The organism is Novosphingobium chloroacetimidivorans (genome assembly GCF_014204535.1).
In the GTDB taxonomy this organism is placed as follows: Bacteria; Pseudomonadota; Alphaproteobacteria; order Sphingomonadales; family Sphingomonadaceae; genus Novosphingobium; species Novosphingobium chloroacetimidivorans.
Map to the genome: position 1 here is coordinate 267,728 of NZ_JACHLR010000003.1, position 19,650 is coordinate 287,377.

General features: G+C 66.7%; 19 protein-coding genes. 9 read left to right on the plus strand and 10 right to left on the minus strand.

Annotated elements, in window-relative coordinates; genetic code table 11:
• Positions 1-76: 76 nt before the first annotated feature.
• Positions 77-1,345 (minus strand): glutamate-5-semialdehyde dehydrogenase, encoded by a 1,269-nt coding sequence (locus tag HNO88_RS05255; protein WP_376768750.1) that lies wholly within the window; start codon positions 1,343-1,345, stop codon positions 77-79.
• Between the two features lie 250 nt (positions 1,346-1,595).
• Between HNO88_RS05255 and HNO88_RS05260 the strand changes: the two genes are divergently transcribed.
• Both HNO88_RS05260 and HNO88_RS05265 read left to right on the plus strand, forming a co-directional pair.
• On the plus strand, positions 1,596-2,732 hold the full coding sequence (locus HNO88_RS05260) for a M23 family metallopeptidase (RefSeq protein WP_221419847.1): 1,137 nt from the start codon (positions 1,596-1,598) through the stop codon (positions 2,730-2,732).
• A gap of 45 nt (positions 2,733-2,777) precedes the next feature.
• The gene (locus HNO88_RS05265; protein ID WP_184243022.1) at positions 2,778-3,212 is read left to right on the plus strand and encodes a bactofilin family protein; all 435 of its coding nucleotides are present in this window, start codon (positions 2,778-2,780) and stop codon (positions 3,210-3,212) included.
• 397 nt (positions 3,213-3,609) lie between these two features.
• Here the strand turns inward: HNO88_RS05265 and HNO88_RS05270 are convergent, their stop codons facing one another.
• The 5 genes from HNO88_RS05270 to HNO88_RS05290 all read right to left on the minus strand — a co-directional run bounded on the left by HNO88_RS05270 (position 3,610) and on the right by HNO88_RS05290 (position 7,016).
• On the minus strand, positions 3,610-4,314 hold the full coding sequence (locus tag HNO88_RS05270; RefSeq protein WP_184243023.1) for a DUF1013 domain-containing protein: 705 nt from the start codon (positions 4,312-4,314) through the stop codon (positions 3,610-3,612).
• A 291-nt stretch (positions 4,315-4,605) separates the two neighbouring features.
• Positions 4,606-5,220: a glutathione S-transferase family protein gene (locus tag HNO88_RS05275; RefSeq protein WP_184243024.1), complete on the minus strand. Its 615-nt coding sequence runs from the start codon at positions 5,218-5,220 to the stop codon at positions 4,606-4,608.
• A 230-nt stretch (positions 5,221-5,450) separates the two neighbouring features.
• A complete protein-coding gene (locus HNO88_RS05280) occupies positions 5,451-5,825 on the minus strand; it encodes an SCO4402 family protein (protein ID WP_184243025.1) in 375 nt (124 codons plus the stop codon).
• Positions 5,826-5,874: 49 nt separating this feature from the next.
• Complete coding sequence (locus HNO88_RS05285) at positions 5,875-6,018, minus strand: DUF2256 domain-containing protein (protein ID WP_184243026.1); 144 nt, start codon at positions 6,016-6,018, stop codon at positions 5,875-5,877.
• Positions 6,015-7,016 carry an NAD(P)H-quinone oxidoreductase gene (locus tag HNO88_RS05290; protein ID WP_184243027.1) on the minus strand — a complete coding sequence of 334 codons (1,002 nt, stop codon included), beginning with the start codon at positions 7,014-7,016 and terminating at the stop codon, positions 6,015-6,017. Before HNO88_RS05290 ends, HNO88_RS05285 begins: the two co-directional genes overlap by 4 nt.
• 89 nt (positions 7,017-7,105) lie before the next feature.
• Here HNO88_RS05290 and HNO88_RS05295 point away from each other — a divergent pair, with 89 nt between their 5' ends.
• From HNO88_RS05295 to HNO88_RS05310, 4 genes are all read left to right on the plus strand, one after another.
• Positions 7,106-7,324 (plus strand): DUF1192 domain-containing protein, encoded by a 219-nt coding sequence (locus tag HNO88_RS05295; RefSeq protein WP_184243028.1) that lies wholly within the window; start codon positions 7,106-7,108, stop codon positions 7,322-7,324.
• Positions 7,325-7,466: 142 nt separating this feature from the next.
• Entirely contained in the window at positions 7,467-9,833 is a 2,367-nt protein-coding gene (clpA, locus tag HNO88_RS05300) for an ATP-dependent Clp protease ATP-binding subunit ClpA (protein ID WP_184243029.1), read from the plus strand.
• Between the two features lie 293 nt (positions 9,834-10,126).
• On the plus strand, positions 10,127-11,131 hold the full coding sequence (locus tag HNO88_RS05305; RefSeq protein ID WP_184243030.1) for a ligase-associated DNA damage response exonuclease: 1,005 nt from the start codon (positions 10,127-10,129) through the stop codon (positions 11,129-11,131).
• A 183-nt stretch (positions 11,132-11,314) separates the two neighbouring features.
• On the plus strand, positions 11,315-12,922 hold the full coding sequence (locus HNO88_RS05310) for a cisplatin damage response ATP-dependent DNA ligase (protein ID WP_184243031.1): 1,608 nt from the start codon (positions 11,315-11,317) through the stop codon (positions 12,920-12,922).
• 777 nt (positions 12,923-13,699) lie between these two features.
• Here the strand turns inward: HNO88_RS05310 and thiD are convergent.
• The 3 genes from thiD to glmM all read right to left on the minus strand — a co-directional run bounded on the left by thiD (position 13,700) and on the right by glmM (position 16,213).
• Entirely contained in the window at positions 13,700-14,467 is a 768-nt protein-coding gene (gene thiD, locus HNO88_RS05315) for a bifunctional hydroxymethylpyrimidine kinase/phosphomethylpyrimidine kinase (RefSeq protein WP_184243032.1), read from the minus strand.
• A gap of 181 nt (positions 14,468-14,648) precedes the next feature.
• Positions 14,649-14,873: a DUF1272 domain-containing protein gene (locus tag HNO88_RS05320; protein WP_184243033.1), complete on the minus strand. Its 225-nt coding sequence runs from the start codon at positions 14,871-14,873 to the stop codon at positions 14,649-14,651.
• A complete protein-coding gene (glmM, locus tag HNO88_RS05325) occupies positions 14,873-16,213 on the minus strand; it encodes a phosphoglucosamine mutase (protein ID WP_184243034.1) in 1,341 nt (446 codons plus the stop codon). The genes HNO88_RS05320 and glmM overlap by 1 nt, the downstream gene beginning before the upstream one ends.
• A 100-nt stretch (positions 16,214-16,313) precedes the next feature.
• On the opposite strand from glmM, the gene HNO88_RS05330 reads away from it, so the two are divergent.
• Positions 16,314-17,597 carry a dicarboxylate/amino acid:cation symporter gene (locus HNO88_RS05330; protein WP_246381192.1) on the plus strand — a complete coding sequence of 428 codons (1,284 nt, stop codon included), beginning with the start codon at positions 16,314-16,316 and terminating at the stop codon, positions 17,595-17,597.
• Between the two features lie 27 nt (positions 17,598-17,624).
• On the opposite strand, the gene HNO88_RS05335 is transcribed toward HNO88_RS05330, so the two are convergent.
• On the minus strand, positions 17,625-18,233 hold the full coding sequence (locus HNO88_RS05335) for an HNH endonuclease (RefSeq protein ID WP_184243035.1): 609 nt from the start codon (positions 18,231-18,233) through the stop codon (positions 17,625-17,627).
• Between the two features lie 338 nt (positions 18,234-18,571).
• On the opposite strand from HNO88_RS05335, the gene gluQRS reads away from it, so the two are divergent.
• Entirely contained in the window at positions 18,572-19,417 is an 846-nt protein-coding gene (gene gluQRS / locus HNO88_RS05340) for a tRNA glutamyl-Q(34) synthetase GluQRS (protein ID WP_184243036.1), read from the plus strand.
• Entirely contained in the window at positions 19,414-19,647 is a 234-nt protein-coding gene (locus tag HNO88_RS05345) for an HIG1 domain-containing protein (RefSeq protein WP_184243037.1), read from the plus strand. The genes gluQRS and HNO88_RS05345 overlap by 4 nt, the downstream gene beginning before the upstream one ends.
• The last annotated feature ends 3 nt before the right edge of the window (positions 19,648-19,650 follow it).

A 19,650-nucleotide genomic window follows, 5' to 3' on the forward strand; every position in this document is an offset into this window, starting at 1 on the left:
CGACGAGGCGCGCATGACAGTGGCCTGACGGACAGGCGCTACTCCTCCGCGTCTCCGCGCCTCCGCGTGAACCAAGTTAAGGCCGCACCTGTCCGGTACCACGCACTTGCCACTTGTAAGTCGTCAGACCCTCCAGCGCGACGGGGCCGCGCGCGTGGAGGCGGCCGGTGGCGATGCCGATCTCGGCGCCGAGGCCGAACTCGCCCCCATCGGCGAACTGGCTGGAGGCATTGACCATCACGATCGCGCTGTCGACTTCGGCCAGGAAGCGCTCGGCCGCCGCATGGTCGCCGGTAACGATCGCGTCAGTGTGGTGCGAAGAGTGCCGGGCGATGTGCTCGATCGCCGCGTCCAGCCCGTCGACGACCGCCACCGCCAGCACCGCGTCCAGGTACTCGGTGTCCCAGTCCTCTTCCGTCGCGGTCACGATCCGCGGATCGAGCGCCTGCGCCCGCGCATCGCCGCGCAGTTCGCAGCCGGCGTCGAGCAAATCGCCCGCCAGCGCCACCGCATCGGGGAACTGCGCGTCGATCAACAGCGTCTCCATCGCCCCGCAAATGCCGGTGCGACGCATCTTGGCGTTGAGGGCCAAGGCCCGCGCCATCGCCGCATCGGCCGAGGAATGGACGTACGTGTGGCAGATGCCGTCGAGGTGGGCGAGCACCGGGACGCGTGCGTCGGCCTGCACCCGCGCCACCAGGCTCTTGCCCCCGCGTGGCACGATCATGTCGATGAGGCCGGCCGCCGTCAGCATGGCGCCCACCAGCGCGCGGTCCTGGGTCGGCGCCAACTGCACCGCATCGGCGGGCACGCCCACGCTCTCCAGCCCGCGCGCGAAGGCGGCATGGATCGCGCGGTTGGAATGCAGCGCTTCGCTGCCGCCACGCAGCAGCACGGCGTTGCCCGAGCGCAGGCACAGCGCGGCCGCGTCGGCGGTGACATTGGGCCGGCTCTCGTAGATGATGCCGATAAGCCCGATGGGGATCCGCACGCGCGAAAGCTTGAGGCCGTTGGGCCGCTCGCTCTGGTCGATCACCTGACCCACCGGATCGGGCAGCGCCGCGACCTGCTCCACGGCGTCGGCGATCCCGGCCAGGCGCTTGGGATCGAGCCGCAGCCGATCGAGCAACGCGTCTGTCAGCCCCTTGGCCTCACCCGCCGCGACATCCCGCGCGTTCGCCTCCAGGATCGGCCCCTCGTCCTCGCGCAACGCGACTGCGACGGCGCGCAGGGCCTCGGCCTTGCGCGCATCCGGGAGCAGCGCAAGCCCGCGCTGGGCTTCGCGACCGGCCTTGGCGAGGCGTGCAACCAGCACCTCGGGCGACTCCGTGATGGGGCTCTCCATGTTCATGGCCGCCGAGTATCACCGCGGAGCGAACCTGTCACCGCATCGCACGCGACGGGAGCAACATGGATGCAACGATTCGCTGCGAACCGCACGAACCGTTCCCGCACCAAACTCCGCTCGTCCCGCTCTGGGTTCGACTCACCCCCGTTTCGCACTTGCACAAGGCAGGTGGATTCGCCTTTGTGACACTGTGTGGCTAGGGGCGGCGCCAACTAAACAGCTTTCCAAAAGCGGGGTCGATTTGAAAATGCCAACCGCCGGCGCGCTCCAGTCGCGCCTGCGGACCCTCTTCCCCGACCGTGAGTTCTTCATGCGGTCGCAGGGGCAGGTCCGATTTATCAAGCTGTCGACCAAGGTCCAGGCACTCGCGGCGCTGGGCGTGGTGGTGGTCCTGGCCGCATGGCTGGTGACCATGGTCGGGCTCACGCTGTCGCAATGGTCCGCCTCTCGCGAGCGAGGCGAACTGCAGGCACGCGAGGCGCGGGTCGCCAGCGCGCAGAGCCGGGTCGAAGCGTATCGCCGCGACGTTCACGCGGTCGCTGCCGATCTCGCGCGCCGCCAGGAATTCATTCAGCGCATGGTCGAGGCGCACCTGGGCGACTTGCCCGAGGACGCCGGCGACACAGATGGCAGCACCCCCGCCCGGACCGATGCGAAGCCCGAAGCCGCCGTGCGCAAGATCAGCATGGCCCTGCCCGAAGCCGCATCGCTGGCGCGGCTGGAATCCGACCAGCTCGCCTTCGTCGATCGCCTGACCCGCTATGCCGATCGCCGCGCTACCCGTGCCGCCGATTCGATCCGCGCGCTGGGCCTGAACCCGCGGGCGATGATGGCGCCCCACGCGGCTGAGGGTGGTCCGCTGCTGCGCCTCGCCACCGGGCGCGACGGTTCGCTGGACCCGCAGTTCAAGCGCCTGGGTGCCAGCCTGGCGCGGATGGATGCGCTCGTCACCGGGCTCGCCAGCGTGCCGCAGGTTCAGCCCGCACACGTCGCCTACGTTTCCTCCAGCTTCGGCTACCGAGCGGACCCCTTCAACGGTGGGGCCGCGTTCCATGCCGGGCTCGACTTCCCGGGCCCGATGGGATCGGCGATCTATGCCGCCGCACGCGGGCGCGTGACCTTCGTCGGCCAGAAGCAGGGCTATGGCAATTGCATCGAGATCACGCATGGCAACGGCCTGGTGACGCGCTATGCTCACTTGTCGGGCTTCGGCACACGGGTCGGCCAGATGGTGGAGCCCGGCACCCGGATCGGCGCGATGGGGAGCACCGGCCGCTCGACGGGGCCGCACCTCCACTTCGAAGTGCGGGTCAACGACCAGCCGGTGAACCCGCGACTCTTTCTGGATGCCGCGCGAAGAGCGCAAGCTGAAGTTCAGAAATAAGCTGTCAGGCGCTTGAAAATGATAACACCGAGGACACCCACCACGATGCCCAAGCCGCTCGGCAGCCACCGTCCGATCCACGGATCCACCACCAGCATCCTGGGCGGCGACACCGCGATTTCGGGCAACATCAGCGCGACCGCCGACCTCCATGTCGAGGGCCGGGTGGAGGGCGACATCACCTGCACCGCCCTGATCCAGGGCGAAGGAAGCGAAGTGGTGGGCGCGATCACGGCGGAATCGGCGCGCATCGCCGGCCACGTCGACGGGTCGGTCACGGCGCGCGACGTGGTGATCCTCAAGTCCGCGCGCATCCGTGGCGACATCGTCTACGATGCGCTGACGATCGAGCAGGGCGCGCAGCTGGACGGCCGCCTGACCCCGCGCACGGGACAAGGCCCGTCCGTCTCGCGTTCGGGCGAAAGCCTGGAGCAGCGCCTAGTCCTGGCCGCGCCGGCGCAGAAGCTCGAGCAGGACTGAGCTTGGCGGCGGCCGGGACTGCCGGCCTGCCGCACGTCGATCGACTCTGATCCTGTAGCCTCAATACGCCCGCGCAGGCGGGGGTGAGGCTTGTTCCTTCTTGCGCACTGCCTGCTTCAAGAAGCGGGGCCCCCGCCTGCGCGGGGGCGACGGGTTTGGGCTTGATCCCAGCCGGACCGTGAGCCCTGAACACCCTGTCTCGAACGTTGCCCTCTCCCCGGACGGGGAGAGGATACGAAGGCTTGGCTCGCAGAGCCTAGCCGCAGTTGGAGAGGGGTTCGTGCCCTCTCGACCGCAGAACCCCCTCTCCCAGCTCCGTTAACCGCTATGCGCTAAGCTGCGCTACCTCTCCCCGCCGGGGAGAGGAGATGTAAGGCAGGAACGCTCCGCGCCCACCTTACCCGCGGCGTTCTTCCGCTTCGGCGGCCCGCTTGGCTTCGAGCCAGGCCGCCGCCTCGGCTTCCTGCGCGGCTTCGCTGGCGGCGACGCGCGCGTCCTCACGCTCCTGGCGCAGCTCCTCGAGCAGGGCCTGGCGATCGTCGCCCAGGCGCTCGTCGTCGCGGCCGTCGTCCTCGATGCCGGCCTTCTTGGCCGCCTTGGCGACGATACCGTCGAGCTCGCGCTGCGAGCACAGGCCCAACGTCACCGGGTCCTTCGGCGTGATGTTGCCGATGTTCCAGTGGCTGCGGTCGCGGATCGCGGCGATGGTGTTGCGGGTTGTGCCGATCAGCTTGCCGATCTGCGCGTCCGAAACCTCGGGGTGGTGGCGCAGGATCCAGGCGATGCCGTCGGGCTTGTCCTGGCGCTTGGACACCGGGGTGTAGCGCGGGCCCTTGGTGCGGCTGACGTTGACCGGCGCCTTGTGCATCTTGAGCTTGTAGTTGGGGTCCGCCTGCCCCTTCTCGATCTCTTCCTGCGTCAGCTCGCCCGAGCGCAGCGGATCACGGCCGGTGTACTTGCTGGAGGCGAGATCGTCGGCCATCGCCTGGACTTCCAGGATGTGCAGGCCGCAGAACTCGGCGATCTGCTCGAAGGTGAGGCCCGTGGTATCGACCAGCCACGAGGCGGTCGCGTGCGGCATCAGCGGGGTGGGCTGGCTCATGTCTCTTGGTCCCAATCGAAGCCGGACGAAACACAAGCGCCCGGCGCAAAAACGATAAGGGCCGCCCCTTGCGGAGCGGCCGTACTGGGTTGATTTAGGCAATCGCGCCGGATTCGGCAAGCGCGGTGTCGTCGACGCGCTGCATGACGCCGGTCCCTACTACGCCGGCCCTACTTCTTCGTCATCCCCGCGAACGCGGGGATCCATCGCCTGACCTCTCGTAAAAGGAGCTAACTGGAGATGGATTCCCGCCTTCGCGGGAATGACGAGGTTTGGGGTGCCAACACGTGCTCAATCCATCGGCACGTAGCCTTTCAGCTTCTCGATCCGCTTCAACCAGCCGCATACCGCCGGATAGTCGCGCAGGCGAAAGCCGCCCGCCTCGCACACATGGGTGTAGGGATAGAGCGCGATGTCGGCGAGGCTGACCTTGCCGCCCACCAGCCAGTCATGCTGGGCGAGATGATCGTTCATCATCGCCAGTGCCGCCTCGCCGCCGGCGCGCTTGGCCGGAATCTGGTCGCGCTGGAACTTGGACAGGTTGCCCTCGCCCACGAACAGCAGCCAGAAGCGCAGCGTCGCGACGTTGGGCTCGTGGTTGTACTGCTCGAAAAACATCCAGCGCAGCATGTCCGCGCGCTCGAAGCGGTCGCTCAGAATCAGCTTGCTGCCCTCGGCCAGGTACCAGCACGCGGCGTTGCTCTCGGGCAGGAAGCGCTTGCCGATCTGCAGCACCGGGATGCGGCCGTTGGCGTTGACGGTCTGGAGGAACTCGGGCTTGCGCGTATCGCCGCGCATGATGTCGTACATGCGCCGCTCCAGCGGCAGGCCGAGGAGCGCGGCCGTCAGCCGGATCTTGTAGCAATGGCCGCTGCGCGGGTCCTCGTGAAGCGTCAGCTTGTCCATCCAGCCCCTCCGTTGAACGCAGACTATACGGCGGATGGCGGCGGACGGAAGAGGCTTACAGGTGCTGCTGCAGAGCGTTCGAAAAGAGGCGGACACGCGAGGCGGAGCATCCTCCGCCACATCCGCTTCGTCATCCCGGGCTCGACCCGGGATCCCGCTTTTCCTCGGTGGCCGCGCAGAAAAACAGCGGGGCCCCGGATCAAGTCCGGGGCGACGTCCGGTAAGGGTGGTCAGCGGACATCATCCCCGTCGTTTAAACGGTCACTCGCAACTGCTGCCGCTCGCCTGACCTCACCCCATAATGGATGGCACACGAAGTCATCGTCTCCTGCGTCGCCAACCAGATCGAGAATGGCCTCCAACGCCAGCTTCACCGCCTCGATCGACTGAACTTCGGCTTTGCTGACAAGTGAGTATCCTACTGCCGACCTGTCGAAGTCATGGTCGTCGAAGAAGAAATGGAACACTTGATCTATGCCGGACACCAGCCCAAGCTGACGCGCTTCCTGCCACAAAGCTTTAGGGTCGTCTGCGGTTAGTTCGGCCAGATACTGTGTCAGTTCAACACGCAGATGCGGCCACAAGAGAGTTGGCAGATCGGTCATGCTTGGACAGTCGCGCCAAAGCCAAATGTCCGCAAGCCGGCATAACTGTTCACCCCTTCGCCCCTTCCCGCCGACACCGGTCCGAGCAGAACTTCACGTTCTCCCAGTCGCGTTCCCACTTCTTGCGCCAGGCGAAGGGGCGCTGGCAGGCGGCGCAGGTCTTGGTCGGCAGGTTCAGCTTCTTGTGCGTCATACCTCCAGGACGATCTTGCCGATGTGGTCGCCCGCTTCCATGCGCCGGTGCGCTTCGCTCGCCTGCGCAAGCGGGAAGCAGGCGTCCATGACCGGGCGCAGCTCGCCGCGCTCGACATGAGGCCAGACTTGCGCCGCGATCTCCTGGGCCAACAGCCGCTTGAACTCCCTGGAGCGCGCCCGCAAGGTCGAGCCGGTCAGGGTGTAACGGCGGCTCATCACCACCGCCATGTTGAGCGTGGCCTTCGCGCCGCCCAGCACCGCGATCGTCACATGCCGCCCGTCTTCGGCCAGGCACTTCAGGTTGCGCGGCACATAGTCGCCCGAGATCATGTCGAGCACCAGGTCGACACCCCGGCCGCCGGTGATCCGTGCCACCTCCTCCACGAAATCCTGCGCCTTGTAGTCGATCGCATGGTCGGCGCCGATCTCCCGCGCCCGCTCGCATTTCTCGGGCGAACCGCAAGTGACGATCACGGTCAGCCCGAACAGCTTGCCCAGCAGGATCGCCATGGTGCCGATGCCGCTGGTGCCGCCGTGGACCAGCATCGTCTCGCCCTCGCTCGCCCAGCCGCGCTCGAAGACGTTGTGCCAGACGGTGAACAGGCCCTCGGGCAGCGCCGCCGCCTGCGCCAGCGGCAGCGATTCGGGCACGGGGAGGCATTGCGCCGCGTCGGCGATGCAGTACTCGGCATAGCCGCCGCCCGCCACCAGCGCGCAGACCCGCTCGCCGGGCAGCAGCGTGGTCACGCCTTCGCCAAGCAGCGCCACGCTGCCCGCCACCTCGAGTCCGGGCAGCGGCGAAGCATCTGCCGGCGCGGGGTAATTACCCTGACGTTGCAGCACGTCCGGCCGGTTCACCCCGGCGTAGGCGACCTTGATCAGCACTTCGCCGGGACCCGGCCGCGGCACGGGCACCTCCCGCGGAACCAGCACCTCTGGCCCTCCCGGAGCGTCGATGGCGATGGCTGTCATGTGCTCGGGCAGTACCTGGGTCATGCCGCAAGTGTTGCCACAATGCGGCGGCAAGCGAGAACACAAATCGGGGCAGTTGACAGGCACGAAAACGAGTCCGATGCTGCATTGCAATGGACGATGACGAGCGACCGCGGCGACGGTCGACCGAGGGCAACTTCGGTGCCGCCAGCCTCCTCGCCAGCGAGAGCCTAGAGAGCTATTCGCTGGACGAACTCGACGCACGTGTCGCGCTGCTCGAGGCCGAAATCGGCCGGATCGGGAACCACCGGAGCAGGACGACCGCACACATGGCTGCGGCGGAATCGCTCTTCAGGCCGAAACAGCCTTGAGCGGCCGGAGTTTTACAAGGACGCGTTATCTCGAAACGCGGAACACGCTTCCTATATCGGTCGCAATCGATCGCTTACCTTCGGGCCTTCCCTCACTGCTCTGCCCGACAAGGAGCGCAAGCATTCCAACGAAAGAACGCTAATGCCAAGTTTCGCGCAAAGCCTTGAGAAGACACTGCACTCCGCGCTGTCGCATGCGTCGGACCGCAGCCACGAATACGCGACGCTCGAGCACTTGTTGCTCGCGCTGATCGACGATACCGATGCGGCGCAGGTCATGACCGCATGCGGGGTCGACCTTGGCGATCTGGGCGATGTCGTCCGCCAGTACCTCGACCAGGAATACCAGTCCTTGAAGACCGAGGAGAAGGGCGATCCCGCCCCGACCGCCGGCTTCCAGCGCGTGATCCAGCGCGCGATCCTGCATGTCCAGTCCAGCGGCAAGGACACCGTGACCGGCGCCAACGTGCTGGTCGCCTTGTTCTCCGAGCGGGACAGCTATGCCGTCTACTTCCTGCAGCAGCAGGACATGAGCCGCCTCGACGCCGTCAGCTACATCAGCCACGGCATCGGCAAGGGCGGCCGCCGCATCGAGGACAAGAGCCCCAAGGGCTCGGACGAGGAACCCAAGGCTTCGGAAGAGAAGTCCGAAGGCAAGGGCGGCAACAAGAAGGAAACCGCGCTCGACCAGTTCACCGTCAACCTCAACGAGAAGGCGCTGTCGGGCAAGGTCGATCCGCTGATCGGCCGCGGCCCCGAAGTGGACCGCACGATCCAGATCCTGTGTCGCCGCTCCAAGAACAACCCGCTCTACGTGGGCGATCCGGGCGTGGGCAAGACCGCCATCGCCGAGGGCCTGGCGCGCAAGATCGTCGAGGGCGACGTCCCCGAGGTGCTGGAAGAGGCCGTCATCTACTCGCTCGACATGGGCTCGCTGCTGGCGGGCACCCGCTATCGCGGCGACTTCGAGGAGCGGCTGAAGCAGGTCGTCTCCGAGCTGGAAAAGATGCCGCACGCGATCCTGTTCATCGACGAGATCCACACCGTGATCGGCGCCGGCGCCACCAGCGGCGGGGCGATGGACGCGTCCAACCTGCTCAAGCCCGCGCTCTCGGGCGGGACGATCCGCTGCGTCGGTTCGACCACCTACAAGGAGTTCCGCAACCACTTCGAGAAGGACCGTGCGCTGCTGCGGCGCTTCCAGAAGATCGACGTGAACGAGCCGACCATCGAGGACACGATCAAGATCCTCAAGGGCCTGCGCACCGCGTTCGAGGAGCACCACAAGGTCAAGTACACGCCCGACGCGATCAAGACCGCGGTGGAATTGTCGGCCCGCTACATCAACGACCGCAAGCTGCCGGACAAGGCGATCGACGTGATCGACGAAGTCGGCGCGATGCAGATGCTGGTGCCGCCCAGCCGCCGCAAGAAGACCATCACCGCGCGTGAGATCGAGGCGGTGATCGCGACGATGGCGCGCATCCCACCCAAGTCGGTCAGCTCGGACGACAAGAAGGCGCTCGAGTCGCTCGATCGCGATCTGAAGCGCGTGGTGTTCGGTCAGGACAAGGCGATCGGCGTCCTCTCGACGGCGATGAAACTGAGCCGTGCGGGCCTGCGCGATCCGGACAAGCCGATCGGCTCGTTCCTGTTCTCCGGCCCCACCGGCGTCGGCAAGACCGAAGTCGCGCGCCAGCTGGCGACGATCATGGGCATCGAGCTGAAGCGCTTCGACATGTCCGAATACATGGAGCGTCACTCGGTCAGCCGCCTGATCGGCGCGCCTCCGGGCTATGTCGGCTTCGACCAGGGCGGCCTGCTGACCGATGCGATCGACCAGAATCCGCACTGCGTCCTCCTCCTCGACGAGATCGAGAAGGCGCACCCGGACCTGTTTAACATCCTGCTGCAGGTGATGGACAACGGACGCCTCACCGATCACCACGGCAAGACCGTCGACTTCCGCAACGTGGTCCTGATCATGACCACCAACGCGGGCGCTTCGGACATGGCGCGCTCGGGCATCGGCTTCGGCGATGTCAGCCGCGAGGATGCGCAGGACGAGGCGGTGAAGCAGATGTTCACGCCGGAGTTCCGCAACCGCCTCGATGCGATCGTGCCCTTCGCCTACCTGGGCAAGGAGACGATCAGCCGCGTGGTCGACAAGTTCATCCTCCAGCTGGAACTGCAGCTGGCGGACCAGAACGTGCACATCCAGTTCGACTCCGATGCGCGCGAGTGGCTGGGTGAGCGCGGCTACGACAAGCTCTATGGCGCGCGTCCGATGGGCCGCCTGATCCAGGAGAAGGTCAAGCAGCCGCTCGCCGAGGAACTGCTGTTCGGCAAGCTGGCGACGGGTGGCGAGGTGCACGTCTCGGTCAAGGAGAACGCCCTGTCGTTCGAGCTGACACCGGCGGCGCCTAAGCTGACCAAGTCGAAGAAAAAGGCCGTGAAGTCGGCGGCGCCCGAGACGGGCTCCGAACCGGAAGCCAGTTCGGACGAGTAACTCGCTCCTCCTCCCTTGAGGGAGGGGATTGGGAGGTGGGTGTACCCACGCCAGCGTGGACGCGTGACCTTCGGCCCCGCTCCCCCGCCCCCAACCCCTTCCCGCCCGACCTTTCTCTTCATCCCCGCGCAGGCGGGGATGACGCTTTCTTGGCGGCCATCGCTGTCTTTAGGAAAGAAGCGGGGTCCCCGCCTTCGCGGGGACGACGGGGTGGGGCTGATAACTCCAAAGCGCTGACACCTGCCCTCAAGCATGGGATGGAACCACACCGGTTCCGCCCCATTCTTCTATCCATGGCCCGCGACTTCTCCTGGATCCGACCCGAGCCCTGGGGAATTCACGTCACCCCCGCCGATTGCTGGATCGATCCCTCCCGCCCGGTCGACCGCGCGCTGGTGACGCATGGCCACGCCGACCACGCGCGGGGCGGCCACGGCGAGACCTTCGCCACGCCAGAGACGCTGGCGATCATGAAGCTGCGCTACCAGACCGACGAGGGCGCGCAGGCGACTGTCTATGGCGAGACGATCAGCCTGGGCGGCGGTGTCGATGCCACCTGGCTGCCGGCCGGGCACGTTCTCGGCTCGGCGCAGATCCTGCTCGAACATGCGGGCGAGCGGATCATCGTCACCGGCGACTACAAGCGCCGGCCGGACCCGACGTGCCCGCCGTTCCAGGTCACGCCCTGCGACGTGCTCATCACCGAGGCGACCTTCGGCCTGCCGGTGTTCAAGCACCCGCCGATCGAGGACGAAGTCGCCAAACTGCTGAAGGCGCTTGCGGACAACCCCGACCGTTGCGTGCTGGTCGGCGCATACGCGCTCGGCAAGGCGCAGCGCCTGATCGCCGAAGTCCGCCGCGCCGGGCACCACGAGACCATCTACCTGCACGGCGCGATGGAGCGAATGTGCCGGCTCTACGAGGAATTCGGCGTCGACCTCGGCGACCTGAAACTGGTGAGCGAGGCCAAGAAGGACGCAATCGCCGGCCACATCGTCGTCTGCCCGCCCTCGGCTCTCAACGACCGCTGGAGCCGCCGCCTGCCCGAGCCGATCACCGCCATGGCGTCCGGCTGGATGCGGGTGCGCCAGCGCGCTCGCCAGCGCATGGTCGAGCTGCCGCTGGTGATCTCCGACCATGCCGACTGGGACGAACTCACCCGCACCGTGGAGGAGGTGAACCCGTTCGAGACCTGGATCACCCACGGCCGCGAAGAGGCGATGCTGCGCTGGTGCCAGCTCCACCAGCGGCGCGCCAAGGCGCTGGCCCTGGTGGGGTACGAGGACGAGGATGATTGAGGTTGCTTTTCTTTTCCCTCTCCCAAGTGGGGAGAGGGTAGCGAAGCTTGCCCGGTCACGGGCTAGCGCAGCTTGGAGAGGGGGTTCGACGGGCGAGAGGGCACGACCCCCTCTCCAACTGCGCCTAGCGAGCAAGCTCGCAAGGCTGCGTATCCTCTCCCCGTCCGGGGAGAGGGACTAGCCATGGAACACTTCGCCGCCCTCCTCGATGCGCTCGTCTACACTCGCAGCCGCAATGCCAAGCTCAAGCTGCTGGCCGACTACTTGCGCGAAACACCCGATCCGGATCGCGGCTGGGCGCTCGCGGCGCTGACCGACGGGCTGGATTTCCCGGCCGTCAAAAGCTCCACCATCCGCAACCTGCTGAGCGAGCGGGTCGACCCGGTGCTCTACGCCCTCAGCCGCGATTTCGTCGGCGATTCGGCCGAGACCGCCAGCCTGCTCTGGCCCGAACCCGAGACCGCGCCCGACCCGCCGACCGTCACCGAAGCGGTCGATGCGCTCGCCCACATGACGCGCGCCAGCGTCATGTCCGAACTGCCTAAACTGCTCGACCGGCTCGATTCCGACGGCCGCTACGCTCTGCTGAAGATGGCCACCGGCGCGATGCGGATCGGCATTTCCTCGCGCCTCGCCAAGACCGCTTTCGCGCAGGCCTTCGGCGTCACCGTGGAGGAAGTGGAGGAACACTGGCACGGCCAGACCCCACCCTACCAGCCGCTATTTGGCTGGGCCGCGCATGGCGAGGAGGCGCCCTCGTCCGAGGGCATCCCGCTGTTCCGCCCGTTCATGCTCGCCCACCCGCTCGACGAGACCATCGTCGACATGGCGGACTATGCCGCCGAGTGGAAATGGGACGGCATCCGCGTGCAGCTGGTCCGCGCCGGGGACGAGACGCGGGTGTATTCACGCTCCGGCGACGATATCTCCGGCACGTTCCCCGAGGTTGCGGCCTCACTGCCCTTCCCCGCCGTGCTCGATGGTGAGCTGCTGGTGCGCGGCAGCCATCAGGGCGGCCCGGAAAACGATAAGACTCAAGGCGGCGCGGCCAGCTTCAACGCACTGCAGCAGCGGCTCGGACGCAAGGTCGTGAGCAAGAAGATGCTGGCCGATTATCCCGCGTTCGTGCGGCTCTACGATGCGCTGATCGTCGATGGCGAGGACTTGCGCGAGCTGCCGTGGGAGCAGCGCCGCCAGCGTCTCGAAGCGCTGATGCCGCGCCTCGATCCGGGCGATTTCGATCTCAGCCAGGTGATCGAGGCCAAGACCCTCGACGATCTCGCCAAGATCCGCGAGCGCACGCGCGACGATGCGATCGAAGGCGTCATGCTCAAGCGGCGCGACTCGCCCTATATCGCCGGGCGGCGCACGGGCCTGTGGTACAAGTGGAAGCGCGATCCGCTGCTGGTCGACTGCGTGATCATGTACGCGCAGCGCGGAAACGGGCGGCGCAGCTCGTTCTATTCGGACTATACCTTCGGCTGCTGGGACGGCGACCCCGACCAAGGCGCGGAGCTGCTGCCGGTCGGCAAGGCTTACTCCGGCATCACCGACGAGGAGCTGAAGTTCCTCGACAAATACGTGCGCCAGCACACGCTCAACCGCTTCGGCCCGGTCCGCGAGACCGAGCGCACGCTGGTGCTGGAAATCGCGTTCGATTCGATCCACGCGAGCAAGCGCCACAAGTCCGGCGTCGCCATGCGCTTCCCCCGCATCAACCGCATCCGCACCGACAAGCCCGCGCATGAGGCGGACAGGATCGAGACCTTGAAAGGCCTGATCAGGGATTGAGTTGCGGTAACCCATGAAGGTCTGGCCGCATTTGCCTTGGACGTTCCGACACTCTAAGAATACTAAGAATGACACAGGATGGTATATGAAGTTTAGATGGCTATGCGTGTGGCTAGCATTACTTCTGGCAGCACCAGCGATCGGTCGCGAAAGTACGTCCGCGCAAGCCAAGTGCCTTGTTCGTGCCAATGAACCCAATGCCAAGGCATTTGCCCGATCGATTCCAGGATCGGACGAGGAAAGGCAGATGCTTTATGTGATGTCACATGATCTAAGCCGCTGCGCTGACCAGGCTGCCTTGATGTCCGACGACATTCTACTCCTTGGCGGAGCTATAGCGGAGAGGGAGCTCAAGAAGACATCCAGAACTGTGATTAGCCGAAGGTTCAGAGGCTTCGATCCGCAAGAGATGGACTCTTTAGGAGTATCAGAACGAACTCTGGAGCGAACGCAAGCATGGCCACCACTGGTCGCAGCCCTGTTCTGCGCCAACACACGCGACCCTCGCTCCGCAGCCGCCATCCTGAAAGCTAGTCCCAAGTCAAAGGCCGAGAACAAGGCTGTAGAACAATTCACTCCGGCTATCACCCGATGCCTAGACAAAGGAAAGGCTTTAGCCCTAAATCCGCCTAAAATACGAGCCGTACTCGCGCGTTTTGAATATGGGTCGTCATCGATACCAACTCATTAGGATATTGTTGCGGTTTCGCTTCAACAATTTGAGGTGGCATCTTGATGCGCGCTTCTAGGCAGGCGCTATTGTGTATAAAGATTGATTTAAAGATACTTTTGTCGGGCCGCTTGGTGACCCATCGGCCCGTGCCCAGCGCCAAATCCGGGGGCTGCCTCTAGCGCAGCCCGCACGTATGCCCGCCCGGTTTCGATCGCGTCGGGCAAGCTTACGCCTCGCCCCAACTCCGTCGCGATCGCGCTTGAGAGCGTGCAGCCGGTGCCGTGGCTATGCCGCGTGTCGATGCGCGGCGCGCTCCATTCCAGATCGGCTTCGTCGGGGCGGACGAGCCGGTCGAACACGACGTCGCCCGGCGCGTCGCCACCCTTGGCGAGGTAGACGACGCGGCGCGTCGCCATGGCTTCGGCCCCGCCCAGCGCCGCAAGCTCAGGCACGTTGGGCGTGGTGAGCGTCGCCAGCCGCATCAGCCGCTCGAACGCGGCCACCGTCGACGGATCGGCAAGGACCGAGCCGCTGCTGGAGATCATGACCGGATCGAACACCACCGGCACGTCCAGCGCCTCCAGCCGGTCCGCCACCATGTTGGCGATATCAGCCGAGCCGAGCATGCCGATTTTCACCGCATCGACGCCGATGTCCGATACGCAGGCGTCGATCTGCGCGGCCACCATGGCGGGCGAAAGCGCCTCCACGGCCGTCACGCCGAGCGAGTTCTGCGCGGTGATCGCGGTGATCGCCGTCATCGCGAAGCCACCGAGCATGGTGATCGTCTTGATGTCGGCCTGGATGCCCGCGCCGCCGGAGCTGTCCGAACCGGCGATGGAGAGGATGCGGGGAGGCTTGGCGGTGATCATTCCGCTCCACTATCCGTTCGCAGGCGGGGAAGCGAGCGACAGGGCGCTAATCCCTCGTCGTCCCGGCGCAGGCGGGGACCCCGCTTGTTCTTTCGACGTTGAAGGAAGCGGGCCCCCGCCTGCGCGGGGGCGACGGTGCAAAAGGGAGCGACCGAACAAGGCAATCCCCTCTCCCTTGTTTTCACCCCCTGAACTGACGCTCGTTGTAAGGCGGGCTCTTGGCCTGTGCCTGGCGCGATCTCGTCGGGCGATCCACCAGCTCGCCGCCGCAGTTCGGGCACAAGTCGTCCAGCGCCTCTGCGCATTCGGCGCAGTAGGTGCACTCGAAGCTGCAGATGAAGGCACCGGGCGCTTCGGCGGGCAAGTCCGCGCCGCAGCGCTCGCAATCGGGCCGCATCTCCAGCATCAGGCGGCCGCCTTCTCGACCGCGTCGCAGATCGCGGCGACCGCGGCTTCGACCTCGCCGGCGTCGTCGCCTTCGGCCATGACGCGGATCACCGGCTCGGTGCCGGAGGGGCGGATCACCAGCCGGCCCTTGCCGTTCAGCGACGCCTCGGCATCGGCGATCACCGCCTTGACGCTCTGCGCTTCAAGCGGCCTGCCCCCGGCGAAGCGCACGTTGCGCAGCAGCTGAGGCACCGGATCGAACACATGCAGCAGCTCGCTCGCCCGCTTGCCCGAGGACACCAGCGCGGCGAGCACCTGCAGCGCCGCCACCGTGCCATCGCCGGTGGTCGCATGGTCCAGCAGGATCATGTGCCCCGACTGCTCGCCGCCGACGTTGTAGCCGCCCTTGCGCATGGCTTCGAGCACATGGCGGTCACCCACCGCGGTGCGAACAAGTTCCAGCCCGCGGCCTTGCAGGAACCGCTCGAGACCGAGGTTCGACATGATCGTCGCCACCACGCCGCCGCCGCAGAGCCGGCCCTGGCTGGCCCACTCGCTGCCGATCAGCGCCATGATCTGGTCGCCGTCGACGACCTGGCCCTTCTCGTCGACCACGATCAGCCGGTCGGCATCGCCATCGAGCGCGATGCCGATGTCCGCGCCCGAGGAGACGACCGAATCCTGCAGCGCGCCGACGTGGGTGGAGCCGCAGTTGGCGTTGATGTTCTTGCCGTTGGGGTTGACGCCGAGCGCGACCACTTCGGCCCCGAGCTCCCAGAAAGCCGAGGGCGCGACCTGGTAGGCGGCCCCGTTGGCGCAATCGATCGCGATCTTCAGGCCATCGAGCCGGATCGCCTTGGCCAGCGATCCCTTCACCGCGTGGATATACCGCCCGCGTGCGTCTTCGATGCGCCGGGCACGGCCGATCTCTTCGGACGGTGCGAGCGCCAGTTCCTGCGACAGCATCGCCTCGATCGCCAGCTCGTCCGCGTCCGAGAGCTTGAAGCCATCCGGCCCGAACAGCTTGATGCCGTTGTCCTCGTACGGGTTGTGGCTGGCGGAGATCATGACGCCGACGTCGGCGCGCAGCTCCTGCGTCAGCAGCGCCACGGCCGGGGTCGGCATCGGCCCCAGCAGCACCACGTCCATGCCGACGCTGGTAAAGCCGGCCACCATCGCGTTTTCCAGCATGTAGCCGGACAGGCGCGTGTCCTTGCCGATCACGACACGGTGGCGGTGGTCGCCGCGCAGGAAGCGGGTGCCGGCCGCCTGCCCGACCTTCATGGCCATCGCCGCTGTCATCACACCCGCGTTGGTGCGGCCGCGGATGCCGTCGGTACCGAAGAATTGCTTGCTCATGCGAGCTCCCATAGCGCGAGCAGGGTTACCACGCGATTGCCGGCAAATTGCCATGCCGTCATCGGGTGCTACTGTCGCGGTTCGTGCGTTCAGGAGCCTTATGACGCCAACCGATACCCGTGGCGAGAGCAGCGCCACCCGCATGCCGGCGATTCGCGTGCCGGCGGGCCTCACCTTTACCGCACTGATCGCCGGCATCGCCCTCGGCTGGCTGGTTAGCGGCAGCGCGATCGCGCCGCGTCTGGCCGCCATCGCGGGACCGATCGGCAAGCTGTGGCTGCAGGGCCTGACGATGACGATCCTGCCGCTCGTCGCCGCGCTCCTCTTCAACGGCGTGACCGAGACCGTGGCGGCCGCGCGCGCCGGAGCCATGGCGCGGCGCACGCTGGGGCTGATCTTCGGCTTCCTGGCGATCAGTGCCATCCTGGGAGGCGTGCTGACGCCGCTGCTGCTTCGCCTGTTCCCCGTGCCGCCCGACGCCGCCGCCGCGATGGGTGCGCAAAGCGCCGATCCCGGTCCGGTGCCGGGCGTCGCCGACTTCCTGGGTTCGCTGATCCCGTCCAACATCGTCAAGGCGGCGGGCGACAATGCGATGCTGCCAGTGATCGTGTTTTTCGCGCTGTTCGCGCTGGCCTCCACTCGCCTGGCAGAGGGCCCTCGCCGGACGCTCGCTTCCTTGTTCGAGGGGATTGCCGGGGCGATGATGGTGGTGATCGGCTGGGTGCTGGCGATCGCCCCGATCGGCGTGTTCGGGCTTGCCTTCAGCGTGGCGGCGGGCAGCGGGACGGCGGCGATCGGCGCGCTGGCGCACTATGTGGTGATCGTCGCCAGCATCGGTGGCGTCATGCTCCTTGGCGCCTATCCGCTGGCGATCCTGGGCGGCAGGCGCAAGGCCGGCGCCTTCGTGCGCGCGATGCTGCCGGTGCAGACGGTGGCGCTGTCCACCCAGTCCTCGCTTGCCAGCCTGCCCGCGATGCTCGGCGCCTGCCGGGAGCTGGGCGTGCGCGAGCGGACCGGAGAGTTCGTGCTGCCGCTTGCCGTCGCGCTGTTTCGCGCGACCGGTCCCGGCATGAACATGGCCGTGGCGGTCTACGCCGCGCATCTCACGGGCGTGGTGCTGACGCCGACCGTCATCGCCGCGGGCGTGCTCACGGCCTTTGCGACCAGCCTTGGGGCGGTGTCGCTGCCCGGCGCGATCAGCTTCGTCACCTCCTGCGGACCGGTGGCGATCGCGATGGGCGTGCCGGTCGAGCCGCTGGCGCTGCTGGTGGCGGTAGAGATGCTGCCGGACCTGATGCGCACCGTCGGCAACGTGACGATGGACGTGGCGATCACCAGCGTGGTGGACCGGATGGAAGGTGAGGCGGAGCCTGCGCGGGGATGACGAGGGACGTGGCGTCCGGCCGGGGCCTCAAGCCTCCAGCTCTACGTCCCAATAGAGCCAGTCGCGCCAGGTTTCGTGCAGGTAGTTGGGCGGAAAGGCACGTCCGCGCTCCTGCAGCTGCCAGCTGGTCGGCCGGATCGGCGGGATCAGCGGCGGCATCTTGGCCTGCTTGGGCGTGCGCCCGCCCTTCTTCATGTTGCACGGCGCGCAGGCGGTGAGGATGTTCTCCCAGCTCGTCCGCCCACCCAGGCGGCGCGGAACGACATGGTCGAAGGTCAGGTGCGCGGGGCTGCCGCAGTACTGGCAGCTGAATCGGTCGCGCAGGAACACGTTGAACCGGGTGAACGCGGGGAACTCCGACGGCTTCACGTATTGGCGCAGCGCGATCACCGAGGGCAGCTGCATCGTCCAGCTGGGCGAGTGCACCGCCCGTTCGTAGGAGCTGACGACGTCGACCCGCTCCAGCACGATCGCCTTCACCGCCGTCTGCCACGGCCATAGACTCAGCGGGTAGTAGGAGAGCGGCGTGTAGTCCGCATTGAGCACAAGCGCGGGGCAATCGGAAAGACTTCGGGAGGGGTCCCCCTCCGCGCTGCGGAACCGGGCCGCGCGCTCGATCAGCTCCGACTTGAGCATGGCCTCCTGTCGCAGGCGGCTATTGCGGTTTGATGGCAATGCATTGGCGCGATTCCAGCATTTGCGCGGGGAAGCGTCAAGTTTTGCGTGAGGGCTAGGGCGGGCGAAATCCACAGTTGGAAGAGAAGAAGGAAGGTTGGGCTCGCGCAGAGGCGCAGAGGCGCGGAGAGGTGTCGCTCCCGGTCGCCAGGCCATTTGCTGTTCACGCCTTTCGCCAACCGCGAGCGGGCTGAGTAGGAAGCGGCTTCGCCGCAAGCGCAACAATCCCTCCGCGCCTCTGCGCCTCTGCGCGAGCCCATTCTTCCTTTTCGGTCGGGCTATCGTCATACCACCGGCTTGTGACCCGCACCCGCTTCGCCCCCAGCCCCAACGGGCCGCTGCACCTGGGCCATGCCTACGCCGCGATCGTCGCGCACGATCTGGCGCGCGCACGAGGGGGCACGTTCGCGCTCAGGATCGAGGACATCGACGGCGAACGCAGCCGGCCCGAATACGTGGCCGAGTTCTTCGCCGACCTCGCCTGGCTCGGCCTGCAGTGGGACGGGGATCCGGTGTTCCAGTCCGCCCGGCTCGGCAGCTACGTGCACCCCGGCGAGCGGCTCAAGGCGATGGGCCTGCTCTATCCCTGCCGCTGCACGCGCGCCGAGATCGCCGCTGCCGCGACTCTCTTCGGACCGGATGGGCCGATCTATCCGGGCACCTGCAAGCACAAGCAGGTCGATCCCGAGGGCGCGGCGTGGCGGTTGGACGTGGCAGCGGCCGTGGCGCTTTCCGGACCGCTGGAGTGGGTGGACGAGATCGCCGGATCGCAGCGCGCCATGCCCGAAGTGTTCGGCGACGTGGTGCTGCTGAGGAAAGACTTGCCCGCCAGCTATCACCTCGCCGCGACACTCGACGATGCCGCCGATGGCGTGACCCTCGTCACCCGCGGACTCGACCTGTTCGCATCGAGCCATGTGCACCGGCTGCTCCAGGCCTTGCTCGATCTGCCGGTGCCCACCTGGCATCACCATGCGCTGCTCGTCGAGCCGGACGGGCGCAAGCTCGCCAAGCGGCGCGGCTCGCCCTCACTCGGCGATCGTCGACGCGGCGGAGAGGACGGCCCGGCGCTTGCCGCTGCCCTTCGGGACGGGCGCCTGCCTGCTGGTATTTCGCTGTCCCGAAGCCTACATACAGGGGCATGAGCTACATCCTTATCCCCATTATCGTCGTGCTGATGATCATGGTCGTCGTCAGCCTGGTGCGCGGCATCGTGGCGTTCCTGCAGAGCACCAAGATGGATCTCGAGAGCGATCCGGGCGCGACGGGGGCGACCCCTGCGCAGCTGATGCAGAACAAGATGATGTTTAACCGCATCAAGTACCAGGCGGCCGCCGTCGTCGTGGTCGCATTGCTGATGGCGATGTCGAAGTAAGGC